This window comes from Sulfitobacter sp. 1A13368 (assembly GCF_043557275.1).
GTDB classification, from domain to species: domain Bacteria; phylum Pseudomonadota; class Alphaproteobacteria; order Rhodobacterales; family Rhodobacteraceae; genus Sulfitobacter; species Sulfitobacter faviae.
The window spans coordinates 328,690-350,538 of record NZ_JBIFFR010000002.1 but is presented as its reverse complement, the minus strand read 5'-3'; the positions used below and the strand labels follow the sequence as shown (position 1 = coordinate 350,538).

Sequence of the window (21,849 nt, the reverse complement as noted above, 5' to 3'; positions counted from 1 at the left end):
GAACCTCTTACCCTGCAAAAGCCTGTAGGCACAAGCATATCGGCGGGGGTCCGCAGGCAGAGCGCAAAAATGCCGATGGGTCGAATCTCAGGGGCCTTCGTGGCGCATAAGCTCAGCCCGGCGGGCCGCGCCGGGTCATCAGATGCACCGCACCGCCCGCCGTCTTGACGTCGCGCAGCCCCTGATAGCCAAGCGCCCCCGCGATCCGCAAAGCGGCCTCATTCCCCGCCGAGATCATACAGACCGTGCGGCCCGTGATCACCCGATCAAACCACTCATGCGCCGCCCGGGCGGCCTCGGCCCCAAGCCGCTGGTCTTGGGCCTGAGGGGCCAAGACCAGCCGCGCCTCGGGGTAAGTGTCGAAATCCTCGCCGAAATTGCGGGTGCCAAAGACGAAACCGGTCTGGCCCAACACCTCGCGCTGGCGATGGAGCTGCACCGCCCACTGCCCAAATCCCGTAATCTGCCAATGGCCCGCGTTGCGCAGAAAAGCATCCCATGACTGCCCCTTGGGCCGGGGCTGATCGAGGATCCGGTCCGCCACATCGGGCATCGCCCAAATCTCGGCATAGCGCTGAAAATCCTCGGCGCGCATGGCGCGCAGGGTCAGTCTAGCGGTGTTGATGGTCGGGATCGTGCGGGACATGGGGTGAATTGCCTTCACGCTTGAAACTTCTTGGCGCAGACATGCGACCTCAGCTCCAAAGGGACAAGCCCACCCCGTTCAGACAAATAAAAACGGCGTCATTCCGCTAGGAACAACGCCGTTTCCAAAACTCAAATCCGCCGGTTGCCCGGCAAAGCCTTAGGAGGCTTCTTTGATGAACTTGACCGCATCGCCAACGGTCTGGATGTTCTCAGCCGCGTCATCGGGGATCTCGATGCCGAACTCTTCTTCGAACGCCATCACCAGTTCCACGGTGTCGAGGCTGTCTGCGCCGAGATCGTCGATGAACGACGCATTCTCAGTCACTTTGTCCTCTTCCACGCTCAGGTGTTCTACAACGATCTTTTTCACGCGGTCTGCGACGTCGCTCATAATAAGTCCTCATGTCTTCGGGCCATTCAAGGCCCCTTTTGGTTTCCGCCCGCCGGTAATCGGCGTTTGGAGGATGCCCCAAAAGGGGCGGCTATTTCCTTGTTCGCACAAGGCGCAGGGGGTGATCAAGCACCCTCCGTTTCGATTCTGCGCCCCCTTTAGCACATGCGCCGGGCTTGGCAAACGCTATTGAGGCGCAGGGTCACAACATGGCCATACCGCCGTTCACATGCAAGGTGGTCCCTGTCACGTAAGCGGCCTCGGGGCTGGAAAGATAGACCACAGCGGCGGCGATCTCATCCGGGTCGCCCATGCGGCCTGCTGGGATTTGCACCATGATTCCAGACTTTTGCTCATCCGTCAGCTTGTCGGTCATGGCGGTGGTGATAAAGCCCGGCGCCACGGCGTTCACGGTGATCCCGCGGCTTGCCACCTCATAGGCCAGCGACTTGGACATGCCCACGACACCCGCCTTGGAGGCCGCGTAATTCGCCTGACCGGGGTTGCCCGTGGCGCCCACTACACTCGAGATATTCACGATCCGGCCCCAGCGTGCCTTCATCATGCCGCGCATCACGCCCTTGCAGAGCTTGAAGGTCGCCGTGAGGTTCACATTCAGGACCGAGTTCCACTCTTCGTCCGACATCCGCATAAACAGGTTGTCGCGGGTGATGCCAGCGTTGTTCACCAGAATATCGACCGACCCCATCGCTTCCGCCGCCTGCTTCGGCAGCGCGTCGACAGCTTCCATATCGCTCAGGTTGCAGGGCAGCACGTGCGCGCGCCCACCCAACTCGGCCTTCAGCGCTTCCAGTGGTTCAGTCCGCGTCCCCGACAGGCCGACGGTCGCCCCTCGGGCATGCAGCTTGCGGGCGATGTCAGCACCAATGCCGCCCGAGGCGCCGGTGATCAGGGCATTTTTTCCTGTAAGATCGAACATGTCTCTTCCTTTATTCTCTCAAAGGGCGCGAGGCCCCGACGCGGCGGGAATGCCGCTTATTTTCATGCCTCAGGCGTCAGACGCGGCCTTAACCTCATCCGGCGTGCCGATGCTGCGGGTGGCGACACTTTTGTCGATGCGTCGGATCATGCCCGAAAGCGCCTTGCCCGCGCCGATCTCCCACGCCTCTGTCACGCCCTGCGCGGCCATCCACTCGATCGAGGAACGCCAGCGCACTCGGCCCGTGACCTGTTCGACCAGCAACTCGCGAATGCGGGCGGCGTCCGACACCGCCTCGGCGGTGACATTGGCCACCAACGGCACGGCGGGATCGTTAAAGGTCACCTCGCCCAGTGCTTTTGCCATCTCTTCCGCAGCCGGCCCCATCAAGGGGCAATGGAAAGGGGCGGAGACGGGCAGCAGCAACGCGCGCTTGGCCCCGGCCTCTTTCGCCATGGCAACGGCCCGCTCTACCGCGGCCTTTTCGCCGGAGAGCACGTTCTGGCTCGGGTCATTCTCATTGGCGACCTGACAGACCGCGCCCTCGGCAGCGGCTTCGGCCAGTTTCTCGGTCTCTTCGATGCCGAGGCCGAGAATCGCCGCCATGGCGCCCTCACCCACCGGCACGGCGGCCTGCATGGCCTTGCCGCGGATGCGCAGCAGCCGCGCGGTGTCAGCCAGCGACAGCGCGCCCGCAGCACAGAGTGCCGAGTATTCACCAAGGCTGTGCCCGGCCACGAAGGCCGCTTTCTCGACACTTACACCCTCGGCCTTCAGCGCGGCCATGGCGGCCATCGAAGTCGCCATCAGCGCGGGCTGCGCGTTCTCGGTCAGGGTCAGCGTCTCGATGTCGCCTTCCCAGATCAGGTCAGACAGCTTTTCGCCCAGGGCCGCGTCGACCTCGTCAAATACGGCGCGGGCTTCAGGATAGGCTTCGGCCAAATCGCGGCCCATGCCGATGGTCTGGGCGCCCTGCCCGGGGAAAACGAATGCGATGCTCATGGTTGCAGCCTCTTATTAGCGATTTGGCCTGATGTATCGCGTCCCGTGCCGTAAGGGCAAGCCTTGCGCCGCACCGCCGGTCTCTGGCGCGGCGGGCATCGGGGCTTGCCGTGGCCGGGAAACCGTGTATACGGGCGCTTCCTTGCACAGCATATGAACCGCGCAGACTCTCGTGGTGGGGAGCAAGGATAAACGCCCCGCCTATGAAATGCGCCTTGATACAAATAGGAGTGCACATGCCGCTTTATGAGCATGTTATGATTGCGCGTCAGGACCTGTCCAACACGCAAGCAGAAGGCCTCATCGAACACTTCGGCACCGTTCTCGCGGACAACGACGGCAAGCTCGTCGACAGCGAGTACTGGGGCGTCAAAACGATGGCCTACAAGATCAACAAGAACCGCAAGGGCCACTATGCCTTCCTGCGTTCGGACGCACCCGCGACCGCCGTGCAGGAAATGGAACGCCTGATGCGCCTGCATGACGACGTGATGCGCGTTCTGACCATCAAGGTCGACGAGCACAAGGAACTGCCCTCGGTGCAGATGCAGAAACGTGACGAACGCGACAACCGTCGCGAGCGCCGTTGATCAACGCTTGAAGAAGAGGACTTAAATCATGGCTGCAAAACCATTTTTCCGCCGCCGCAAAGTCTGCCCCTTCTCGGGCGACAATGCACCTGCGATCGACTACAAGGACACACGTCTGCTGCAACGCTACATCTCTGAGCGTGGCAAGATCGTTCCTTCCCGCATCACCGCCGTATCGGCCAAGAAACAACGCGAGCTGGCCCGTGCCATCAAACGCGCCCGTTTCCTCGCCCTGCTGCCCTACGCCGTCAAGTAAGGAGAGAGCACATGCAAGTTATCCTTCTGGAACGTGTGGCCAAACTGGGCCAGATGGGCGAAGTCGTGGACGTAAAGCCCGGCTATGCCCGCAACTACCTGCTGCCGCAGGGCAAGGCGCTGTCGGCCTCCAAGGCCAACGTCGAAGCCTTTGAGGGCCAGAAAGCCCAGCTTGAAGCACAGAACCTCGAGACCAAGAAAGAAGCCGAGAAACTCGCCGAGAAGCTGAACGGTCAGCAGTTCGTCGTGATTCGCTCCGCTTCCGACGCCGGCGCGCTCTACGGCTCCGTCACCACCCGTGACGCCGCCGAAGCCGCGACTGCCGAAGGTTTCTCGATCGATCGCAAGCAGGTCGTTCTGGGCAACCCGATCAAGGAACTGGGCGTGCATGACGTGCGCATCATCCTGCACCCCGAAGTCGACGCCACAATCGAGCTGAACGTTGCACGTTCGCCCGAAGAGGCCGAGCTTCAGGCATCGGGCAAATCGATTCAGGAACTGGCCGCCGAAGAGGAAGCCGCCGCTGAATTCGAGATCTCCGAACTCTTCGACGACATCGGCTCTGCCGCTGACGAAGACGGCGACTCGGACGTGGTGCGCACCCCCGAGGGCGACGCACAGGACGACAGCAACAGCTGATCCGGCCTGTCCGATCTGACATGAAACGCCGCGCGGTCCTCCGCGCGGCGTTTTCTTTTGCGCAGCCCCTCCAACCGCCCCGCACGCGCCTCTGACGCAAACCCCTGCAAAAACAGCGCGATTTATGCTAAGATACCTCCATTCAGCATGGAGGATGACACATGCGTTACATCACCATCACCACTTGGGAACTCGCCGATGGGGCGGATTACGACGTGGCCCTGCGCGCCATCGAAGAAAAGCGCCTACCCGCCCTCAAGGGCTTTGGCGCCAGCCGCATCACCGTGGTCCGCACCTCTGAGCGCACGAGTGCCGCAATCACCGAATGGCCCGACAGGGCCACGCGCGACGCCGCCGAACTCAAGATCGACGAGGTCCGCCGTTCGGTAAAACGCGAAGATCAGAGCCGCATGACCGGCGAAATGAAAGGCGAAATCGTCGCCGATGTTTAAGCATGGCGAAAAGCCGCGCCTGAGGGTCCAATGCTTGGGCAAGGGGCCGCGTATCCTGCGCCTGCGCTCTTGCCCGATGCCCCCCTTGGGGCGATCCTCGGGGCGAAATAACAAGCCCCGGTGCATCATGCCTCAGACCACACGCCGCATGTTCCTTTCCCTCATCGCCGCCAGCACGCTCACCGCCTGCAACGCCGCGCCCGAAGTCTCCCCCACGCCGCCGCAGCGCCCCGCCCTGCCGCTGCACCCGAATGAGACGCCCGAGTTGCGGCGCAAGATCAACCACTGGGCCGACTTCTACGACCTGCCGCGCCCCTTGGTGCATCGTCTGGCCATCCGCGAAAGCACCCATAATCCCCGCGCCCGCAACGGCCCCTATTACGGGCTGCTGCAAATCCTGCCCGCCACCGCGCGGTCTATGGGGTTCCGGGGCAAACCTTCCGATCTCTTGGACGCCGATACCAATCTGAAATACGCGCTGAAATATCTGCGCGGCGCCTGGCTCCTGTCGGACGGTGACCATGGCACCGCCATCAAATGGTACGCCCGCGGCTACTATTACGAGGCCAAGCGCCGCGGCATGCTTGTGGAAACCGGCCTACGGGACGGGTGATTAATTTTCGGGCTTGCGCGGCCTCTCGCTTCGCCTCAGGTAGGTGTTAATCACGTCAAGAAGGAACGCCGCATGACCCTCCGCCTTAACCGCCGTCACTTCCTCGCCGGCACTGCCGGATTGCTGGCCCTCCACCCCTTTTCTCTCCGTGCCGCGGCCAATCAGGCGCATCTGCGGCTGATGGAGACGACGGACCTGCATGTGCATGTCTTTCCTTACGACTATTACGCCGACAAAGAGGTCGACACCGTGGGCCTTGCCCGCACTGCCAGCATCGTCAAATCGATCCGCGCCGAGGCGACCAATACCCTGATGCTCGATAACGGCGACTTTTTGCAGGGCAATCCGATGGGCGATTACATCGCTTATGAGCGCGGCATGAAAGAGGGCGACATGCACCCGGTGATCCACGCGATGAACGCGCTTGGCTATGACGCCTCGACCCTTGGCAACCACGAGTTCAACTACGGGCTCGACTTCCTGATGAAATCCCTCGCCGGGGCCGACTTCCCGGTGGTCAGTGCCAATGTCGTAAAGAAGATCGGCGCCAAGCCGAGCGACGATGAAACACTGGTCAAACCCTATGTCCTACTCGACCGGATCTTGACCGATGGCGCGGGTGAAACGCATCCGATCAAGATCGGCATCATCGGCTTCGTTCCGCCCCAGATCATGAGCTGGGACCGCCGCCATCTCGAAGGCAAGGTGCAGGCCCGCGATATCCTTGAGAGTGCCCGCGCATGGGTGCCCCAGATGAAAGAGGCAGGCGCGGACATCATCATCGCGCTGTCGCACTCGGGCATCGGTGCGGCCAAGGAAGAGGATATGATGGAGAACGCCTCCGTCCCCCTCGCCGCCGTTGAGGGGATCGACGCCATCATGACCGGACACAGCCACCTCGTCTTCCCCTCGGGCAGCTATGCGGACTATCCGGGCGTGGACGTTAGCGCAGGCACGATCCACGGCAAACCCGCCACCATGGGCGGCTTCTGGGGCAGCCACCTCGGCCTGATCGACCTGATGCTTGAGCGTGACGGCAGCGGCTGGCGCATCGCCAGCCACAGCGCCGAGGCCCGCGCGATTTCGCAGCGCAACGAAGACCGCTCTGTGATGCCGCTGGTGGAAAGCGATGCCGAGGTGCTTGCCTCCGTCCAGCAGGAACATGATGAGACGCTGGCCTATGTCCGCCGTGCCGTGGGCAAGACCGACGCCAATCTGCACAGCTATTTCGCGCTGGTGGCGGATGACCCTTCCGTGCAGGTCGTCTCCAACGCGCAGCGCTGGTATATCGAACAGATGCTGAAGGGGACCGAACATGAGGGGCTGCCGATCCTCTCTGCCGCCGCCCCCTTCAAGGCCGGTGGCCGTGGCGGGCCGGAGTATTACACTGACGTCCCGAAGGGCGATGTGGCGATCAAGAATGTCGCCGACCTCTACCTCTACCCCAACACCGCCCGCGCGGTGCGCGTGACCGGGGCGCAGGTGAAAGACTGGCTCGAACGCTCTGCCGGCATGTTCAACCAGATCACCCCCGGCAAGGCCAACCAGCCGCTGCTGAACCCCGAGTTCCCCAGCTATAATTTCGATGTGATCGACGGGGTGACCTATCAGATCGACCTTAGCCAGCCTTCGAAATTCGGGCCCAAGGGCACCGTTGCAAACCCTGAGGCAAGCCGGATCGTAAATCTTGAGTTCGAAGGGCAACCCCTTGATCCTAAATCCGAATTCATCATCGCCACCAACAATTACCGCGCCAGCGGCGGCGGGGCTTTCCCCGGCGCGATGGGCGATACCATCGTGTTTGAAGGGCCCGACACCAACCGCGATGTGATTGTGCGCTATATCGTCGAAAAAGGCACCATTAGCCCCCGCGCCGATGGCAACTGGCGCTTCGCGCCGTTGGAGGAAACGAGCGTGATGTTCGAAACCGGGCCAAAGGCGGCGGACTACGTCGATGAGGTGACAGGCGTAGAGATGGAACAGGTTGGCGACACGGAAGACGGCTTCGCCCAGTTCCGGATTACTTTGTGACGTACCCGGTGCGTACCAGCATCTGACACTGCCACAAAGGGCAGCGCCCTCCCTGGGGGGCGTTGCAACGATGGTGGCCTGCGGTCGCCCCCATCGCACACAACTGCTGCGAATTTTCGAGACCTTGAAAATCGCCCCCCGGAGTGCCCCCGGGCGGGACGTCGACAGTAGGGTCGGTAATCCTTCACGCCCATCCAGAGTGACAGGCAAAGGCCACGCTTCGCGTGCAGCCCCAACAAAACAGGGGCGACGGTTTCCCGTCGCCCCTGCTCCAAAATCCGATCCCGTAAGACTTATTCGTCTTCCAGTTCTTCAACAGCTTTCTGAAGCTCTTCTTTCGAGATCTCTTTCTCGGTCACCTTGGCCTGTTCGACCACATGATCGACAACCTTGTCCTCGAAGATCGGCGCGCGCATCTGCTGCTGCATCTGCTGGTTCTGCTGCACGAATTCAAAGAACTGACGCTCCTGACCCGGGTACTGACGCGCCTGGTTCATGATCGCTTGGGTCATCTCGGCGTCGGTCACCTGAACGTCGGCTTTCTGGCCCAGCTCGGCCAGCAGCAGGCCCAGACGGACGCGGCGCTCGGCCAATGTCTTGTGCTCGTCGGTCGGCTCGATCTCGGGGTGATCGTGGCCTTCCACATCGGGGTTTTCCTCGTGCCACAGCTGATGCGCGATCTGCTTGGCTTCGGCGTCAACCAGCGACGGCGGCAGGTCAAAGCTGACCTCTTTGTCCAGCGCGTCCAGCAGGTTACGCTTCATCACAGCGCGCGAAGCACCGGCATATTCCGCTTCCAAACGCTCAGCGATCTGACCTTTCAGCGCGCCGAGATCCTCGGCACCGAATTTCTTGGCCATCTCGTCGTTTACTTCAGCAGCAACAGGCTCTTTCACTTCTTTCACGGTGCAAGCGAAGGTCGCTTCCTTACCGGCCAGATGTGCGGCCTGATACTCTTCGGGGAAGTTCACGACGACCGATTTCTCTTCGCCCGCTTTCACGCCAACCAACTGCTCTTCGAAGCCGGGGATGAAGGAGTTGGAGCCCAGCACCAGCGGGTAATCTTCCGCCGCGCCGCCTTCGAATTCTTCGCCGTCGACGGAGCCTTTGAAGTCGATCACAACCTGATCGCCATCTTCTGCCTTGGCACCTTCTTCGCGGGCTTTGAAGTCCTGCGCGGTTTCGGCAAGGCTTGCCAGTGCTTCTTCGACAGCAGCATCGTCAGCTTTGACCACCATCTTTTCCAGTTCGATCTTGCTCAGATCAACTTCGGGAATCTCAGGCAGTTTTTCGTAGGACATGGAGACTTCGACGTCGTCGCCTTCTTTCCAGTCCTCATTGGTCATCTTGACCTCGGGCTGCATCGCGGGGCGGTCGCCGGTCTTTTCGAAGTGCTCGTTCATGGCGCCGTCGATGCTTTCCTGCATTGCTTCGCCCATGATCCGCTGGCCGAACTGCTTTTTCAGCAGCGCCATCGGCACCTTGCCCTTGCGGAAGCCCTTCATCTCGACTTCGGGCTGCGCTTCGGCCAGCTTCTCGTTGACCTTGGCTTCAAGCTCATCGGCGGTGACGGTGATGTTGTAACCGCGTTTCAGACCTTCGTTCAGCGTCTCGTTGACCTGCATGTGTGCTCCATAGGGTAAGGCCGCGCGGCGGGGGCGCGGGCGAAAATTTGTGTCCTTCTATGGGTGTTGAACCGCCTGCGCAAGGGGGTCCGCGGCCCATCGCGCCACATCCGCAGAAATCGCCCCCACCCCCGCCGGGCAGCCCAGTGCCGGGCTAGACTAAAAGCACGGCGACATAGGCCACATAGGCCAGCGCAAAGAGCGCCCCCTGCCCGCGTGTCACGCGCCCGCCAAAGGCGCAGGCGATCAGCGCCACCGTGGCCCCCAGCATCACCCAAATGTCCAGCGTGGCGATCTGCGCAGCCACCCCCACCGGCTGGATCAGCGCGGTGATGCCCAGAACGGCAAGAATGTTGAAGATGTTGGAGCCGACCACGTTGCCCAATGCCACATCGCTCTGCCCGCGCCTTGCGGCGATGACCGACGTGACCAGTTCCGGCATGGAGGTGCCCACGGCCACGATGGTCAACCCGATCACCGCCTCCGACAGCCCCACGGCCTGTGCGAGCGCTACAGCCCCAGTGACCAGAAACCGCGCCGAGAGAATGGTCAGCAAAAGCCCACCCAGCAGCCAGACGAGCGCTAGCCAAGACGGCGCTTGATCCGGCAGCGGCTCCATCGCCTCTGCCCCGCTTCGATCGCTGCGAAAAGTGTAAATCAGATAGGCAGCCAGTCCCACGAGCGCGACGCCCCCCGCAAGCCGATCCACCTGCCCCAGCAGCACAGTGCCGAGGCAGAGCAGGCTCGCCGCCAGCATGACCGTCCCGTCCCGCGCGAAACTACGTCCGGAGATGGCCACCGGGGCGATCACCGCCGCAAGGCCGAGAATCAGCAGGATATTCGCGATGTTCGATCCCACGACATTCCCAAGCGCGATGTCCGGCGCGCCCAGCAAAGCCGCCTGAACCGAGGTCACCAATTCAGGAGCCGAGGTGCCAAAGCCCACCACCGTCAGCCCGATCACCAAGGGCGACATGCCAACCCTCTGCGCCAGCACCACGGCGCCGCGCACCAGATACTCACCACCGAGCACGAGCCCCAGCAGACCACCAAGGACAAACAGAATGTTCACGGGAAAAAAAACTCACCGGCCTCAGACCATCGGGCGCCGCGGAGACCGCGCAGACGCCCGATGCAAATGGGGATGGGCCGGAGGCATTCAAGGCCGCGCGGAAAATTCAGTCCCGCCGCGGCAGGGCGCTCACATGCCCAAGGCTTCTTTGTACATTTCCATCACCGCTTCTTCTTCGGCGATGTCGTCCTTGTCGCGCTTGCGCAGGGCGATCACCTTGCGCAGCACCTTGGTGTCGTAACCGCGCGATTTCGCTTCGGCCATCACTTCTTTTTGCTGTTCGGCAAGGTCTTTCTTCTCGGCGTCCAAACGCTCGATCCGCTCGACGAACTGGCGCAGCTCATTGGCGGTGACCCGGTAGGTCGCATCACCTTGGGATTCGACGACATCGGGATTGGTGCTGGTATCGCTCATGGGAAGTCCTCACGGAATGGCTGGCTCTGGCGGGTTTGACTACAGGCTGCACGCCCAGCCCGCAAGCGGGACTTGCCCCCCTTGGCGGTTTGGCGTAGCTCTGCCGCCATGGAAAGCGCAAACACATCTATTTTCGATCTCATGGTCTGGGGCGGCGCCGGTCTGTCCCTCTTGGGATTGCTCGGTCTGGGCTGGTGCATCATCAAGGTGAGCCGTGCAAAACGCGCGCAGCTCGACGATGAGGAGATGCGCGTGGTGCTGCGCAAAGTCGTGCCGCTGAACATGGGCGCGCTGTTTCTCTCCGTGATCGGCCTGATGCTGGTGATCCTTGGGATTTCGCTGGGCTGATCGGCGCGTTTGACCAGCCCGCTCCGGCGGTGCTGGACAGGGCCGCTGCATCTGCTTAAATCGGCCCATGGATATTCGCCAAATCACCCCCCGCTATTTCGTCGCCCCGCAGATCGAGCCCGGTGACATGGAAAGCCTGCGCGCCCAAGGCATCACCCGCATCCTGTGCAACCGCCCCGACGCGGAAGTGCCGCCCAGCCATCAGGCCGCCGCCATGCGCAGCGCGGCCGAGGCCGCGGGGATTGCCTTTGCCGAACAGCCGCTGACCCACCAGACCATGACCCCAGATGTCATCGCCAAGAACCGCGCCCTCGGCGTGGAAACCGATGACACCGTGCTGGCCTATTGCGCCTCGGGCACCCGCTCCACCATCGCTTGGGCCTTGGGCCAAGCCGGTGAGATGGACAGCGACGCGATCATCGAAGCCGCACGTCAAGGCGGGTATGACCTTGAAAACATGCGCCCCATGCTGGGGCAAAGCTATACCTGAGGTCTCTGCCGGTCCCATTGGGGGCCGGTATTCTACGCCGCCGCGGTCAGGGCGCGGGCGGGCAGTTGCACACGGAAGGCCGTGCCGGGCACATCCCGCAGAAAGCTGATCTCTCCGCCCAAGCGGCACATGATTTCACGGCAGATGGCAAGGCCAAGCCCCGCGCCATCGCCCTCCCCCGTGATGCGCGAGAACTTCTCGAAAATCAGCGCCTCCGACCCTGCGTCGATCCCATGGCCGTTGTCGACGAAATCAATCACCAGCCCCTGCGCCGTCACCCGCGGCGTGATCACCAGTCGCGGGTCATCCGCAGCGCAGTATTTGCGGGCGTTGGTGACGAGGTTGATAAAGACCTGCACCAGCCGGTCGAGATCGCTGGTCAGCATAATATCCTCGGCCTGCGGATCACGCAGCACCTTGAGCGGCCGCGTGGCCCCCGCCTGCGCCGTGGTCACCGCCAGATCCAGCAGATCGCGCAGGTTGCCTTCGCGTTGGTTCAGCGTCACCTGCCCGTTTTCCAGCACCGAGAGATCCAACAGGTCATCCAACAGCCGCGTCAGACGGATCGTCTCGCTATGGATGATCGTGGCATAGCGGTTCTTGTCGGCATCCGTGAGACCGGGCGCATCGCGCAGGATCTCGGAAAACGAGCGGATCGAGGTCATCGGCGTGCGCAATTCATGGCTGATCTGACTGAGGAAACTGTCCTTTTGCAGCGACAATTGCGTCAGCTTCTCATTCGCCGCGCGCAGCTGCGCCGCCGTCTCGGTCAACTCGCGCGACTTGGCCTCCAACTGGCTGGAATACTCCAGCATCTGCGCGGATTCGTCGGCCACAGCCAGCAGGTCTTGGACCGAGACCGAGGCCCCGCCGACGATCTGCGCCACCATCGCATGGGCCGTGGCCGCCCCGACTGAGGCCGCCAATTCCCGCTCCAAGGCTTGCACGAATCGCGGCGTGGGTTCCGGCAACCGCCGCCCCTGCCCCTGCCGTTCGGCCTCGCGGGTGAAAAACGCCTGCGCCTCCGTCGCGCCCAAGATGCGCTGCGCCATGATCATCAAGTCTTCGCTACCCGCGACCGAGGCCGTCCACCCCCGCGCCGGGCCGGAATGGTCAAAGACATTGACGAATTGCGCGCCCTGAAGCCGCTCCAACGGCGTGGGGAAGCTAAAGAGAGAGACCACCACGAAAACCAGCGTGTTGAGCGCGATGCTCCAGACCACCGCATGCACCGTCGGGTCGATCCCCGCGATGCCAAAAAGCGCCTCGGGGCGCAGCCATGCGAGGCCCCAAAGTCCCTGCTCCAAAGTCTCGGTCGATAGGGCCACATCCGCGCCGAAACTTGGCAGCAACATGGTAAAAACCCAAAGCACAAAGCCCGTGCCGAGCCCGCAAAGCGCACCCGTACGCGTGGCCCCGCGCCAAAGCACGCCGCCCAGCATCGCGGGCAGAAACTGCGCCACCCCGCCGAAGGAAATCGTGCCAATCGCGGCCAGCGCCCCGCTGCCGCCCGAGGCGCGATAGTAGAGATAACCCAAGCCCACCACGCAGAAAATCGACAACCGCCGCGCAAGGATGACGATATTGCGCACATCCCCCGACTGCGTCGCCCCATCGCGGCGCAGCGCCAGCCAGATCGGCATGACGATATGGTTGCTCACCATGGTCGAGAGCGCCAGCGTGGCGACGATCACCATCGAGGTCGCCGATGAGAAACCGCCCAAGAAAGACAGCATTGCCAGCCCGTTCTGCCCTTGGCTGAGTGGCAGGCTCAGCACGAAAAGATCGGGGTTCGCGCCTTCGGGCATCAGGTCTAGCCCCACCACCGCGATGGGCACGACGAAAAGGCTCATCAGCATCAGGTACAGCGGGAAGGCCCAGCTTGCGATTTGCAACTGCCGCTCGTCGTCGTTCTCGACCACCATGACCTGAAACATGCGCGGCAGGCACAAAAGCGCGGCCCCCGAAAGCACGGTCAACGCGGCCCAACGGCTGCCCTGCACTTGCCATTGGCCGATGTCGGAGGCGTCGATCCGCGCCAAGGTCTCGCCCAAGCCCCCGGCCAGGCCCCAGATGACGTAGACCCCCACCGCCACCAGCGCCAAGAGCTTGACCACGGCCTCCACCGCGATGGCGATGACCACGCCGTGATGCCGTTCGTTTACGTTCAGGTTCCGGGTGCCGAAAAGCACGGTAAAGAGCGTCAGCCCCGCCGCGACCCAAAGCGCCGCCTGCCCCCGGTTGATCACATCGCCCCCCGCCTCGGCCAGCGGCACGTCGGCGGCGGCGAAGATCGACAGCGACAGGATAACCGATTGCAATTGCAGCGCGATATAGGGCGTCACACCGATCACGGCCATCACCGTCACGACGATCGCCAGCGTGTTGGACTTGCCATAGCGCGATGAAATCAGGTCCGCGATCGAGGTGACGCGATGGCTTCGCCCGATCCGCACCAAACGCCGCAGCCCCCACCACCAGCCGATCATCACCAGCGAAGGGCCGAGGTAGATGGTCACATATTCCAGCCCCGAGCGCGCCGCATATCCCACCGCGCCGTAAAAGGTCCAAGCGGTGCAATAGATCGACAAGGACAGCGTGTAGACCAGCGGCGAGCGCAGCAGCCAGCCGCCCTGCCCGCGCAGGGCCGCGCGTTCGGCGGCGAAGGCCACGATGAACAGCCCCGCCACATACATCAGGCAGACCACCACCAACTGGTTGAGCGATACCATCAGCGCGGCCCGTCCGGCTGTGCTGCATCCTCATCCGAGGCCACATCCCGGGTCCGCCGCCAGAGCGCCCATGTCCCCAAGATCAGCAACGCCCAGACCCCAAAGAGATAGCGCAGCGCCACGCTCATCGGGATGGTCGGCGCGGTGGGGTCTGGGCTGCCCGCTGGGACGGGCCAAAGCAGAGGCACCATCCACAGCATCAACCCCAGAAACGGCAACAGGCGCACCGCATCCATCATCCGCCGCTGACGGTAGCCGCGTTTTTCCAGAAAGATCGGCCTACGGGGCATGGCAGGTCAACTGGCGATCAGGTCGCGCACCGCGTCCAGCATCTCGGCATTCGAGAACGGCTTGGTCATGAAGCGGCTGACACCCGCCTTTTCGGCCATGGCGCGGTCCCGGCTTTGGCCCCTCGCGGTCAGCATCAGCACCGGCAACGCGCCGGTTTCGGGGTCACCCCGCAGCTCATCCAATATCTCGAAACCGCTCTTGCCCGGCAGCATCACGTCGAGCATCACCAGATCCGGCGATGCCTTGCGGATCACCTCCACCGCGCCTGACCCATTGGCCAAGGTCTCCACACGCCAACCCTCTTGGCTCAGCAAAAAGCGGATGGCCTCGGCGATATTCACCTCGTCCTCCACCAGAACTACGAGTTTGCTCATCGGCAAAAAGTCTCCCCCCTCGGTGTGCGGCCGCCCCGTCTTGCTGCGGGGTCTCGCGCACCGGGGGGAGCATGCATCGGTTTGCCAGCCCTGTCAAAAACTGCCTGCTGCGCCGCCTCAGATCCCCTCGCGCAGGATCGAAGGCTCGCGCCGCGCGCGGCATCCTTCGACCGGGCAAATGCGACAGGTCGCCCCCACCGGCTGCGCAGGCGCTGCCCCCGAGGGGACCGGCAAGAGCAGCATGACCGATTGGCTGAGCGGCGGCGTGTTATAGGCAGCCGCAGCTTGCACTTCGCAGGTGGCAATCGCCTCGAACTCCGCCTGCCCGCGCCCCATCTGCATGACGCGGGATTTCATCACCAGCCCCGGCTGCCCCTGCACCGCAAAGAGCGGCCAAAGCGGGCAACAGGCGCCAAAGCGCGGCACGGTGAACCCTTCGATCGACTTGGCGAATGTCACGCTGCCAGAACGGTCACAGACCACCAGCCCCGCGCCGAGGTCAGGCAGTGACGCCAAGCGCCGCAGCACCCGGCCCATCGGCTGGTCGAGTGCCTGCGCCAATTCGGCAGGATCGTGACCTATCTCCCCCGCCGCCCGCTCCAGCCGCGCCAAAGGCAGCGCCGCCGCATCGCGGGCGATCTGTTGCAACACCCCCGTCGCGATATGCTGCGCGGCCTTGGTCTTGAGCGTATCGGCCTGTTCGACCAGCGCCGCAATCGCCGCCTGCGGGGCGCGCGCCTCTTCCAAAGGGTCGAAACGGTAGTCATGCGCGGCGAGGAAACTCTCAACCTCGGCCTGGGGCGAATGGGCCACCTCGCGGGTCTCGGCGGCATTGTCGAAATAGGTCACCAGCGCCTGCGCACTGTCAGATAGGCGGCGGCTGTCTTGGTGGATATTGGCGTGAAACCTATCGCGCCATTCCGCTTGCAAACTGTCCGTTTCTGCCAGAATCGCGGCAGTCGACCGGATCGCCGCGGCGGTACTCAATAGCTCATGCATGGAGGTGGCAAGCTGCGGGTCATGGGCCAAACGGTCCGAGAGCGCCTCGACCGTCTGCTCCAATGCCGCGATGCGGCGCTGGCTGTTGGCCAGCACCTTGGCCCAGCCCGGAAACCGCCCCGCGAATTCATCCGCCCGGTCGCTCTCTGGCCCGGTCAGCCCCGCATCCTCTGCCGCCTCGCGCAGGGTGGCGATCAGCGCGGCTTCGGCCCCTTCGGTCAGCGCCTGCGGCTCGACCCCAAGCGCATGGGCGATGTTGAGCAAAAGCTTGCCGCCGATTCTGCGCCGATTGTGCTCGATAAGGTTGAGATAGCTGGCCGAGATGCCGCTTTGCTGCGCAAGCTCCGCCTGTTTCAGCCCCGCCATCACGCGCCGCTCACGGATGCGGCTGCCGGTCAGCCCTTCACGCATGGGACGGCCCGGAGGGATTTTTCACCCGTTGTTTCAAGGTCTTTCTGCGCCGCAATATCATATTCTTTACAGATCCACCGATGCGATTGCGAATATATTTACAAAAAAATCGTTACGATCAAGCGCCTTATTGATCGGTTTTCATTTTCCACGCCATAGTTTCTTTGCACTATTGCGTGTTGTGGCATCGGGGGGAGGTTCCGCTGCCGCGACTTACAAAAATGGGAGGACTTCATGTCGTTTACGAAACTGACACGCCGCGGGCTGATCCAGACCGGCGCGGTTGCCGGTGCAGGGTTGGCGCTGCCGACCTATCTGCGCGCGGAAAATCACGCGGGCTTCACCAATGCCCCCACGGGCAGCACCGTGACGCTTGGCTTCAACGTGCCCCAGACCGGCCCCTATGCCGAAGAAGGTCTGGACGAGCTGCGCGCGCAGGAACTTGCGGTCGAACACCTCAATGGCGGGGGCGACGGCGGCATGATGAACACCTTCAGTTCCAAGGCGCTGAAAGGGAACGGCATTCTGGGCAAGAAGGTCGAATATGTCACCGGCGACACCCAGACGAAATCCGACGCGGCCCGCGCCAGCGCCAAGTCGATGATCGAAAAAGACGGCGCGGTGATGATCAACGGCGGCTCGTCCTCGGGCGTGGCCGTGGCCGTGCAAGACCTTTGCCAATCGGCGGGCGTGATCTTCATGGCGGGTCTGACCCATGCCAATGACACCACCGGCAAGGACCGAAAGGCCAATGGCTTCCGGCATTTCTTCAACGCCTATATGTCCGCCGCCGCCCTCGCCCCGGTGCTCAAGAACGCCTATGGGTCTGAGCGCCGCGCCTATCACCTGACGGCGGATTACAACTGGGGCTGGACCCAGCAGGAATCCATCGCCGCCGCGACCGAGGCGATGGGCTGGGAGACCGTGGAGAACGTGCTGACGCCGCTCGCCTCGACCGATTTCTCCTCCTATATCGCGCCGGTGCTAAACTCGGGCGCCGATGTGCTGGTGCTGAACCACTACGGCGGCAACATGGTGAACTCGCTCACCAACGCGGTGCAGTTCGGCCTGCTCGACAAACAGGTCAACGGCAAGAAGTTCGAGATCGTCGTGCCGCTCTACTCCGAGCTGATGGCCGCCGGTGCCGGGGCCAACGTGCAGGGCGTGATCGGCTCGATGAACTGGAACTGGCAGTTGCAAGACGAAGGGTCCAAGGCCTTCACCAAGTCGTTTGGTGAGAAATATGGCCGCCCGCCCTCGAACTCCGCGCATACCTGCTACGTGCAGACCCTGCTCTATGCCGATGCGGTGGAACGGGCGGGCTCGTTCAACCCCTGCGCCGTGGCCGAGGCGCTTGAGGGTTATGAGTTCGACGGGCTGGGCAACGGGCCGACACTCTACCGCGCCGACGATCACCAGTGCTTCAAAGACGTGCTCGTGATGAAGGGGGCAGAGAACCCGACCAGCGAATACGACACGCTGGAGATCGTCGAACAGACGCCCCGTGCACAGGTCGAATATGCCCCCGATCACCCGATGTTCGCGGGCGGTGATCTGGGCAAATGCAACCCCGGCGCGTGATCCGCTGACATCAGATGGCGCGCGGGCCTGATCCTGCGCGCCCTTTTTATCGCTGCAAGCGGCCAAGCCGCTTGTAAACGCTTCCCTTACAGGTGGGGACCATGGACGCAATCCTTCTGCAAATACTCAACGGCCTCGACAAAGGCTCGGCCTATGCGCTCATTGCGCTCGGGCTGACGCTGATCTTCGGCACCCTTGGCGTGGTCAATTTCGCCCATGGGGCGCTTTTCATGATCGGGGCCTTCTGTTCGGTCACGCTGCAACGCATTCTGACGCTGAGCGTCGAGACCATCGACGAGACCAAGAAGGATTTCCTCGGCAATCCGCTGAAGGTCAAAACCCCCTATGTCGAACAGTGGTTCGGGCCGGAAACGGGACAGGCGATTATCGATTGGTCGGTGCCGCTGGCGATCCTCTTTGCGATCCCGGTGATGCTGCTCATTGGCTTCATCATGGAACGTGGGCTGATCAAACATTTCTACAAGCGCCCCCATGCAGATCAGATCCTCGTGACCTTCGGCCTCGCCATCGTTTTGCAGGAAGTCGTCAAATATTTCTACGGCGCCAACCCAATCCCCACCCCCGCGCCTGAGGCCTTTGTCGGCAGCTTCGATTTCGCGCCGCTCTTGGGTTTGGACACGTCTTTGGCCTACCCCTATTGGCGCTTGGTCTACTTTGGCTTTTCGACCCTCATCATCGCCGCGGTCTTTGCTTTCTTGCAATTCACCACTTTCGGCATGGTGGTCCGCGCAGGCATGGCGGACCGTGAGACCGTGGGCCTTCTGGGCATCGACATCGACCGCCGCTTTACCATCATGTTCGGCATCGCCGCCGCCGTGGCGGGGCTTGCGGGAGTGATGTACGCGCCGATCAACTCGCCCAATTATCACATGGGCATGGACTTTCTGGTGCTGAGCTTTGTCGTCGTCGTGGTCGGCGGCATGGGTTCGCTGCCGGGCGCGGTGCTGGCGGGGTTCCTTTTGGGCATCCTCGAAAGCCTCGCGTCCATGAATGAAATCAAAAGCATCATCTACGGTATCGACCAGATCATCATCTACGTCGTTGCCATCGTGATCCTGCTGGTCCGCCCGCGCGGTCTGATGGGGCGCCGCGGCGTGATGGAGGAATAAGACATGTTCGGACTGGAAAAACGCGATACGCTTCTTTTGGGGGTTGTGATCGTTCTCACGCTCTTCGCCCCCTTCATCCTCAACCCCTTTCCGGCGGATTCGGGCCTTGCACAGTTCAACGCGGGCTACCCCGACCTGATGCAACGCTTTGTGATCTTTGGCATCTTTGCCATTGGGTTCAACATCCTCTTTGGCCTGACCGGCTATCTCTCCTTTGGCCATGCGGCCTTTCTGGGGGTCGGTTCCTACTCTGCCGTCTGGATGTTCAAACTGCTTAGCTACAACGTCGTGCCCGCGCTGGTGCTGGCCGTTATCATGGCGGGGCTGTTCTCGGCACTGATCGGCTACATCAGCCTGCGGCGCTCGGGCATCTACTTTTCAATCCTGACGCTGGCCTTCGCGCAGATGTCCTTCAACCTCGCCTATTCAGTGCTGACGCCGATCACCAATGGTGAGACGGGGTTGCAGATCTACACCTCCGATCCGCAGTACCTCCAATCCGTCGACGCGCCTTCGTTTCCGAATCTCTTCGGTGCCGCGATGAACTCCTCGACGACGCTGTTCTTCGGCGGTTGGACCTTCACCTTCTCGGTCGGCTACTATTTCTGCGCGGTCTTCCTGATCCTCGCCTTCTATCTGGCGATCCGCATCTTCCGCTCGCCCTTTGGCATGATGCTGCGGGCGGTGAAATCGAACCAGCAGCGGATGAACTACACCGGGCTGAACACGCGGCCTTATACGCTGGCGGCCTTTGTCATCTCTGGCATGTATGCCGGGCTTGCGGGCGGTCTGCTGGCGGCGATGGACCCGCTGGCGGGGGCCGAGCGGATGCAATGGACCGCATCGGGCGAAGTCGTGCTGATGACGATCCTTGGCGGCGCGGGCACCTTGATCGGGCCGGTGCTGGGCGCGGGCTTCATCAAGTATTTCGAGAACATCTTCGCCAAGATCAACGACAACGTGCTGCACGGCTGGTTCGCCTTCATGCCCGACGGAATCGAAGACGCGATGGTCGCGATCATCCACCCCTTCGTCGGCAAGGGCTGGCACTTGACCCTTGGCCTTCTGTTCATGCTGGTCGTGATCTTCCTGCCCGGTGGGCTGGTCGAGGGCGGGCAACGTCTGGGCCGGGTCTTCCGCCGCCGGGACAAGAACGCAGGCTCGGTCGAGGCCGACGCCGCCCAACAGCGCAGCGAAGCCGCGGAATAGGAGAGACATCATGGCCATTCTCGAAGTCAAAAATGTCGGCAAGCGCTTTGGCGGGTTGCAGGCGCTGAGCGATGTGAACCTCAGCGTGGCGGAGAACTCCGTCCACGCCATCATCGGCCCCAATGGGGCAGGCAAATCCACCCTGCTGAACTGTCTGGTGGGCAAGCTCATCCCCGATACCGGCTCTGTCATGTTCGACGGGCAGTCTGTGCTGGGCCGCAAACCCTATGAGATCAACCAGATGGGCATTTCCCGCGTGTTCCAAACGCCCGAGATCTTTGGTGATCTGACGGTGATGGAAAACATGCTGATCCCCTGCCTTGCCAAACGCGACGGGGCCTTTCAGCTCAACGGCTGGTCCCGCGTCGTGGGCCAGCAGGACATGATCGACAAGGCCGAGGAAATGCTGCGCGACATGCGTATGATCGACAAACGGCACATGCCCGCAGCCTCCATGTCCCGCGGGGACAAACGGCGGTTGGAGATCGCCATGTGTCTCGCCCAAGACCCCCGTCTGCTGCTCTTGGACGAACCGACCGCCGGAATGGCGCGGGCCGACACCAATAACACCATCGACCTGCTCAAACAGATCAAGGACGAGCGCGACATCACCATCGCCATCATCGAACACGACATGCATGTCGTCTTTTCACTGGCCGAGCGGATCACCGTGCTGGCCCAAGGCACGCCGCTGGTCGAAGACACGCCCGACCGGATCAAGGGCCACCCCAAGGTGCGCGAAGCCTACCTCGGCGAAAGCCAAGACGCCGCCTGACCCCCTCCCTTTGCCGCAGATCTAGGACAGCATATGACCACCAGCACGCTCGACAAAAACGCCAACCACGCCCAAACCGCCCCCGCTTTCCTCTCGGTCTGGGACATTCACGCCTATTACGGCGAAAGCTACATCGTGCAGGGGGTGAGCTTTAACGTCCATGAAGGGGAGATTCTCGCCCTGCTGGGCCGCAACGGGGCGGGCAAAACCTCGACCCTGCGGGCCATCGCGCGGGTGAGCGACCCAGAGCTGAAACGTGGCGAGGTCTGGCTCGACCATCAGCCGCTCCACAATATGGCCAGCCACCAAGCCTCTGCCGCGGGGCTGGCGCTGGTGCCCGAGGATCGGCGCATCATTTCCGGCCTCACGGTCGAAGAGAACCTCAAACTCGCCCAGATCGCCCCGCCCATCGGCTGGTCGCTCGACCGGCTCTATGACCTCTTCCCCCGCCTGCGCGAGCGGCGCCATCAAGAGGGGGTGACCCTCTCCGGCGGGGAGCAGCAAATGCTCGCCATCGCCCGCGCTTTGGCCCGTGACATCAAGGTGTTGCTACTCGATGAGCCCTACGAAGGGCTGGCGCCGGTGATCGTGGATGAGATCGAGAAAACGCTGGGGCTGATCAAAGCGCAGGGCATCACCACGATTCTGGTCGAACAAAACGCGGTGCGGGCGCTGAAACTGGCCGACCGGGCGGTGATCCTCGACACCGGCGGCGTGGTCTTTGACGGCACCGCCGCCGAGGTGCTGGACAACGCGGAACTGCGCGCGGAATACCTCGCGATCTGACCTAAGGTCACTCAGGTCCGGCGCGCGCGGCTGAGGCCCAGCCTCATTCTC

General features: G+C 62.6%; 24 protein-coding genes. 13 read left to right on the top strand and 11 right to left on the bottom strand.

The window, feature by feature from the left end:
• Positions 1-112: 112 nt before the first annotated feature.
• The 4 genes from ACGYK4_RS05275 to fabD form a co-directional block, all read right to left on the bottom strand.
• Positions 113-646 (bottom strand): GNAT family N-acetyltransferase, encoded by a 534-nt coding sequence (locus tag ACGYK4_RS05275; protein ID WP_394455444.1) that lies wholly within the window; start codon positions 644-646, stop codon positions 113-115.
• Between the two features lie 159 nt (positions 647-805).
• Positions 806-1,039 carry an acyl carrier protein gene (locus ACGYK4_RS05270; protein WP_067261852.1) on the bottom strand — a complete coding sequence of 78 codons (234 nt, stop codon included), beginning with the start codon at positions 1,037-1,039 and terminating at the stop codon, positions 806-808.
• A 202-nt stretch (positions 1,040-1,241) separates the two neighbouring features.
• Positions 1,242-1,979 carry a 3-oxoacyl-[acyl-carrier-protein] reductase gene (gene fabG, locus ACGYK4_RS05265; RefSeq protein ID WP_394455443.1) on the bottom strand — a complete coding sequence of 246 codons (738 nt, stop codon included), beginning with the start codon at positions 1,977-1,979 and terminating at the stop codon, positions 1,242-1,244.
• Positions 1,980-2,048: 69 nt separating this feature from the next.
• Positions 2,049-2,981 (bottom strand): ACP S-malonyltransferase, encoded by a 933-nt coding sequence (fabD, locus tag ACGYK4_RS05260; protein WP_394431705.1) that lies wholly within the window; start codon positions 2,979-2,981, stop codon positions 2,049-2,051.
• Positions 2,982-3,217: 236 nt separating this feature from the next.
• Here fabD and rpsF point away from each other — a divergent pair, with 236 nt between their 5' ends.
• The 6 genes from rpsF to ACGYK4_RS05230 all read left to right on the top strand — a co-directional run bounded on the left by rpsF (position 3,218) and on the right by ACGYK4_RS05230 (position 7,561).
• On the top strand, positions 3,218-3,571 hold the full coding sequence (gene rpsF / locus ACGYK4_RS05255) for a 30S ribosomal protein S6 (protein ID WP_067261847.1): 354 nt from the start codon (positions 3,218-3,220) through the stop codon (positions 3,569-3,571).
• A 28-nt stretch (positions 3,572-3,599) separates the two neighbouring features.
• Positions 3,600-3,827, top strand: coding sequence for a 30S ribosomal protein S18 (gene rpsR / locus ACGYK4_RS05250; RefSeq protein ID WP_005852865.1), 228 nt, complete (start codon positions 3,600-3,602; stop codon positions 3,825-3,827).
• Positions 3,828-3,838: 11 nt separating this feature from the next.
• Positions 3,839-4,465 carry a 50S ribosomal protein L9 gene (rplI, locus tag ACGYK4_RS05245; RefSeq protein WP_067261846.1) on the top strand — a complete coding sequence of 209 codons (627 nt, stop codon included), beginning with the start codon at positions 3,839-3,841 and terminating at the stop codon, positions 4,463-4,465.
• Positions 4,466-4,626: 161 nt separating this feature from the next.
• Complete coding sequence (locus tag ACGYK4_RS05240) at positions 4,627-4,917, top strand: hypothetical protein (RefSeq protein WP_168612589.1); 291 nt, start codon at positions 4,627-4,629, stop codon at positions 4,915-4,917.
• Positions 4,918-5,044: 127 nt separating this feature from the next.
• Entirely contained in the window at positions 5,045-5,530 is a 486-nt protein-coding gene (locus ACGYK4_RS05235; protein WP_394455441.1) for a transglycosylase SLT domain-containing protein, read from the top strand.
• A 72-nt stretch (positions 5,531-5,602) separates the two neighbouring features.
• Positions 5,603-7,561, top strand: a complete 1,959-nt coding sequence (locus tag ACGYK4_RS05230) for a bifunctional 2',3'-cyclic-nucleotide 2'-phosphodiesterase/3'-nucleotidase (protein ID WP_394455439.1) — start codon at positions 5,603-5,605, stop codon at positions 7,559-7,561.
• Positions 7,562-7,854: 293 nt separating this feature from the next.
• On the opposite strand, the gene tig is transcribed toward ACGYK4_RS05230, so the two are convergent.
• From tig to ACGYK4_RS05215, 3 genes are all read right to left on the bottom strand, one after another.
• Positions 7,855-9,186: a trigger factor gene (gene tig / locus ACGYK4_RS05225; RefSeq protein WP_394455438.1), complete on the bottom strand. Its 1,332-nt coding sequence runs from the start codon at positions 9,184-9,186 to the stop codon at positions 7,855-7,857.
• Positions 9,187-9,340: 154 nt separating this feature from the next.
• Positions 9,341-10,258 (bottom strand): calcium/sodium antiporter, encoded by a 918-nt coding sequence (locus ACGYK4_RS05220; protein WP_394455436.1) that lies wholly within the window; start codon positions 10,256-10,258, stop codon positions 9,341-9,343.
• A 129-nt stretch (positions 10,259-10,387) separates the two neighbouring features.
• A complete protein-coding gene (locus tag ACGYK4_RS05215; protein WP_067261835.1) occupies positions 10,388-10,672 on the bottom strand; it encodes a DUF2312 domain-containing protein in 285 nt (94 codons plus the stop codon).
• A gap of 108 nt (positions 10,673-10,780) precedes the next feature.
• On the opposite strand from ACGYK4_RS05215, the gene ACGYK4_RS05210 reads away from it, so the two are divergent.
• A complete protein-coding gene (locus tag ACGYK4_RS05210; protein ID WP_168612596.1) occupies positions 10,781-11,020 on the top strand; it encodes a hypothetical protein in 240 nt (79 codons plus the stop codon).
• A 67-nt stretch (positions 11,021-11,087) separates the two neighbouring features.
• On the top strand, positions 11,088-11,510 hold the full coding sequence (locus ACGYK4_RS05205; RefSeq protein WP_394408411.1) for a TIGR01244 family sulfur transferase: 423 nt from the start codon (positions 11,088-11,090) through the stop codon (positions 11,508-11,510).
• Positions 11,511-11,542: 32 nt separating this feature from the next.
• Here the strand turns inward: ACGYK4_RS05205 and ACGYK4_RS05200 are convergent, their stop codons facing one another.
• The 4 genes from ACGYK4_RS05200 to ACGYK4_RS05185 form a co-directional block, all read right to left on the bottom strand.
• Positions 11,543-14,242, bottom strand: coding sequence for an ATP-binding protein (locus ACGYK4_RS05200; RefSeq protein WP_394455434.1), 2,700 nt, complete (start codon positions 14,240-14,242; stop codon positions 11,543-11,545).
• Positions 14,242-14,532: a hypothetical protein gene (locus tag ACGYK4_RS05195; protein WP_394455433.1), complete on the bottom strand. Its 291-nt coding sequence runs from the start codon at positions 14,530-14,532 to the stop codon at positions 14,242-14,244. The genes ACGYK4_RS05200 and ACGYK4_RS05195 overlap by 1 nt, the downstream gene beginning before the upstream one ends.
• A 6-nt stretch (positions 14,533-14,538) precedes the next feature.
• On the bottom strand, positions 14,539-14,907 hold the full coding sequence (locus ACGYK4_RS05190) for a response regulator transcription factor (protein WP_067261826.1): 369 nt from the start codon (positions 14,905-14,907) through the stop codon (positions 14,539-14,541).
• 117 nt (positions 14,908-15,024) lie between these two features.
• The gene (locus tag ACGYK4_RS05185) at positions 15,025-16,317 is read right to left on the bottom strand and encodes a helix-turn-helix domain-containing protein (RefSeq protein ID WP_394455431.1); all 1,293 of its coding nucleotides are present in this window, start codon (positions 16,315-16,317) and stop codon (positions 15,025-15,027) included.
• Positions 16,318-16,551: 234 nt separating this feature from the next.
• Here ACGYK4_RS05185 and ACGYK4_RS05180 point away from each other — a divergent pair, with 234 nt between their 5' ends.
• The 5 genes from ACGYK4_RS05180 (at position 16,552) to ACGYK4_RS05160 (ending at position 21,798) form a co-directional block, all read left to right on the top strand.
• Entirely contained in the window at positions 16,552-17,898 is a 1,347-nt protein-coding gene (locus ACGYK4_RS05180) for a substrate-binding protein (RefSeq protein ID WP_394455430.1), read from the top strand.
• A gap of 101 nt (positions 17,899-17,999) precedes the next feature.
• Positions 18,000-19,028 carry a branched-chain amino acid ABC transporter permease gene (locus ACGYK4_RS05175; protein ID WP_271689857.1) on the top strand — a complete coding sequence of 343 codons (1,029 nt, stop codon included), beginning with the start codon at positions 18,000-18,002 and terminating at the stop codon, positions 19,026-19,028.
• Between the two features lie 3 nt (positions 19,029-19,031).
• Positions 19,032-20,237 (top strand): branched-chain amino acid ABC transporter permease, encoded by a 1,206-nt coding sequence (locus tag ACGYK4_RS05170; protein WP_209218747.1) that lies wholly within the window; start codon positions 19,032-19,034, stop codon positions 20,235-20,237.
• Positions 20,238-20,247: 10 nt separating this feature from the next.
• On the top strand, positions 20,248-21,012 hold the full coding sequence (locus ACGYK4_RS05165) for an ABC transporter ATP-binding protein (protein WP_394431691.1): 765 nt from the start codon (positions 20,248-20,250) through the stop codon (positions 21,010-21,012).
• Between the two features lie 33 nt (positions 21,013-21,045).
• Positions 21,046-21,798, top strand: a complete 753-nt coding sequence (locus tag ACGYK4_RS05160) for an ABC transporter ATP-binding protein (RefSeq protein ID WP_067261816.1) — start codon at positions 21,046-21,048, stop codon at positions 21,796-21,798.
• Positions 21,799-21,849 lie beyond the last annotated feature (51 nt).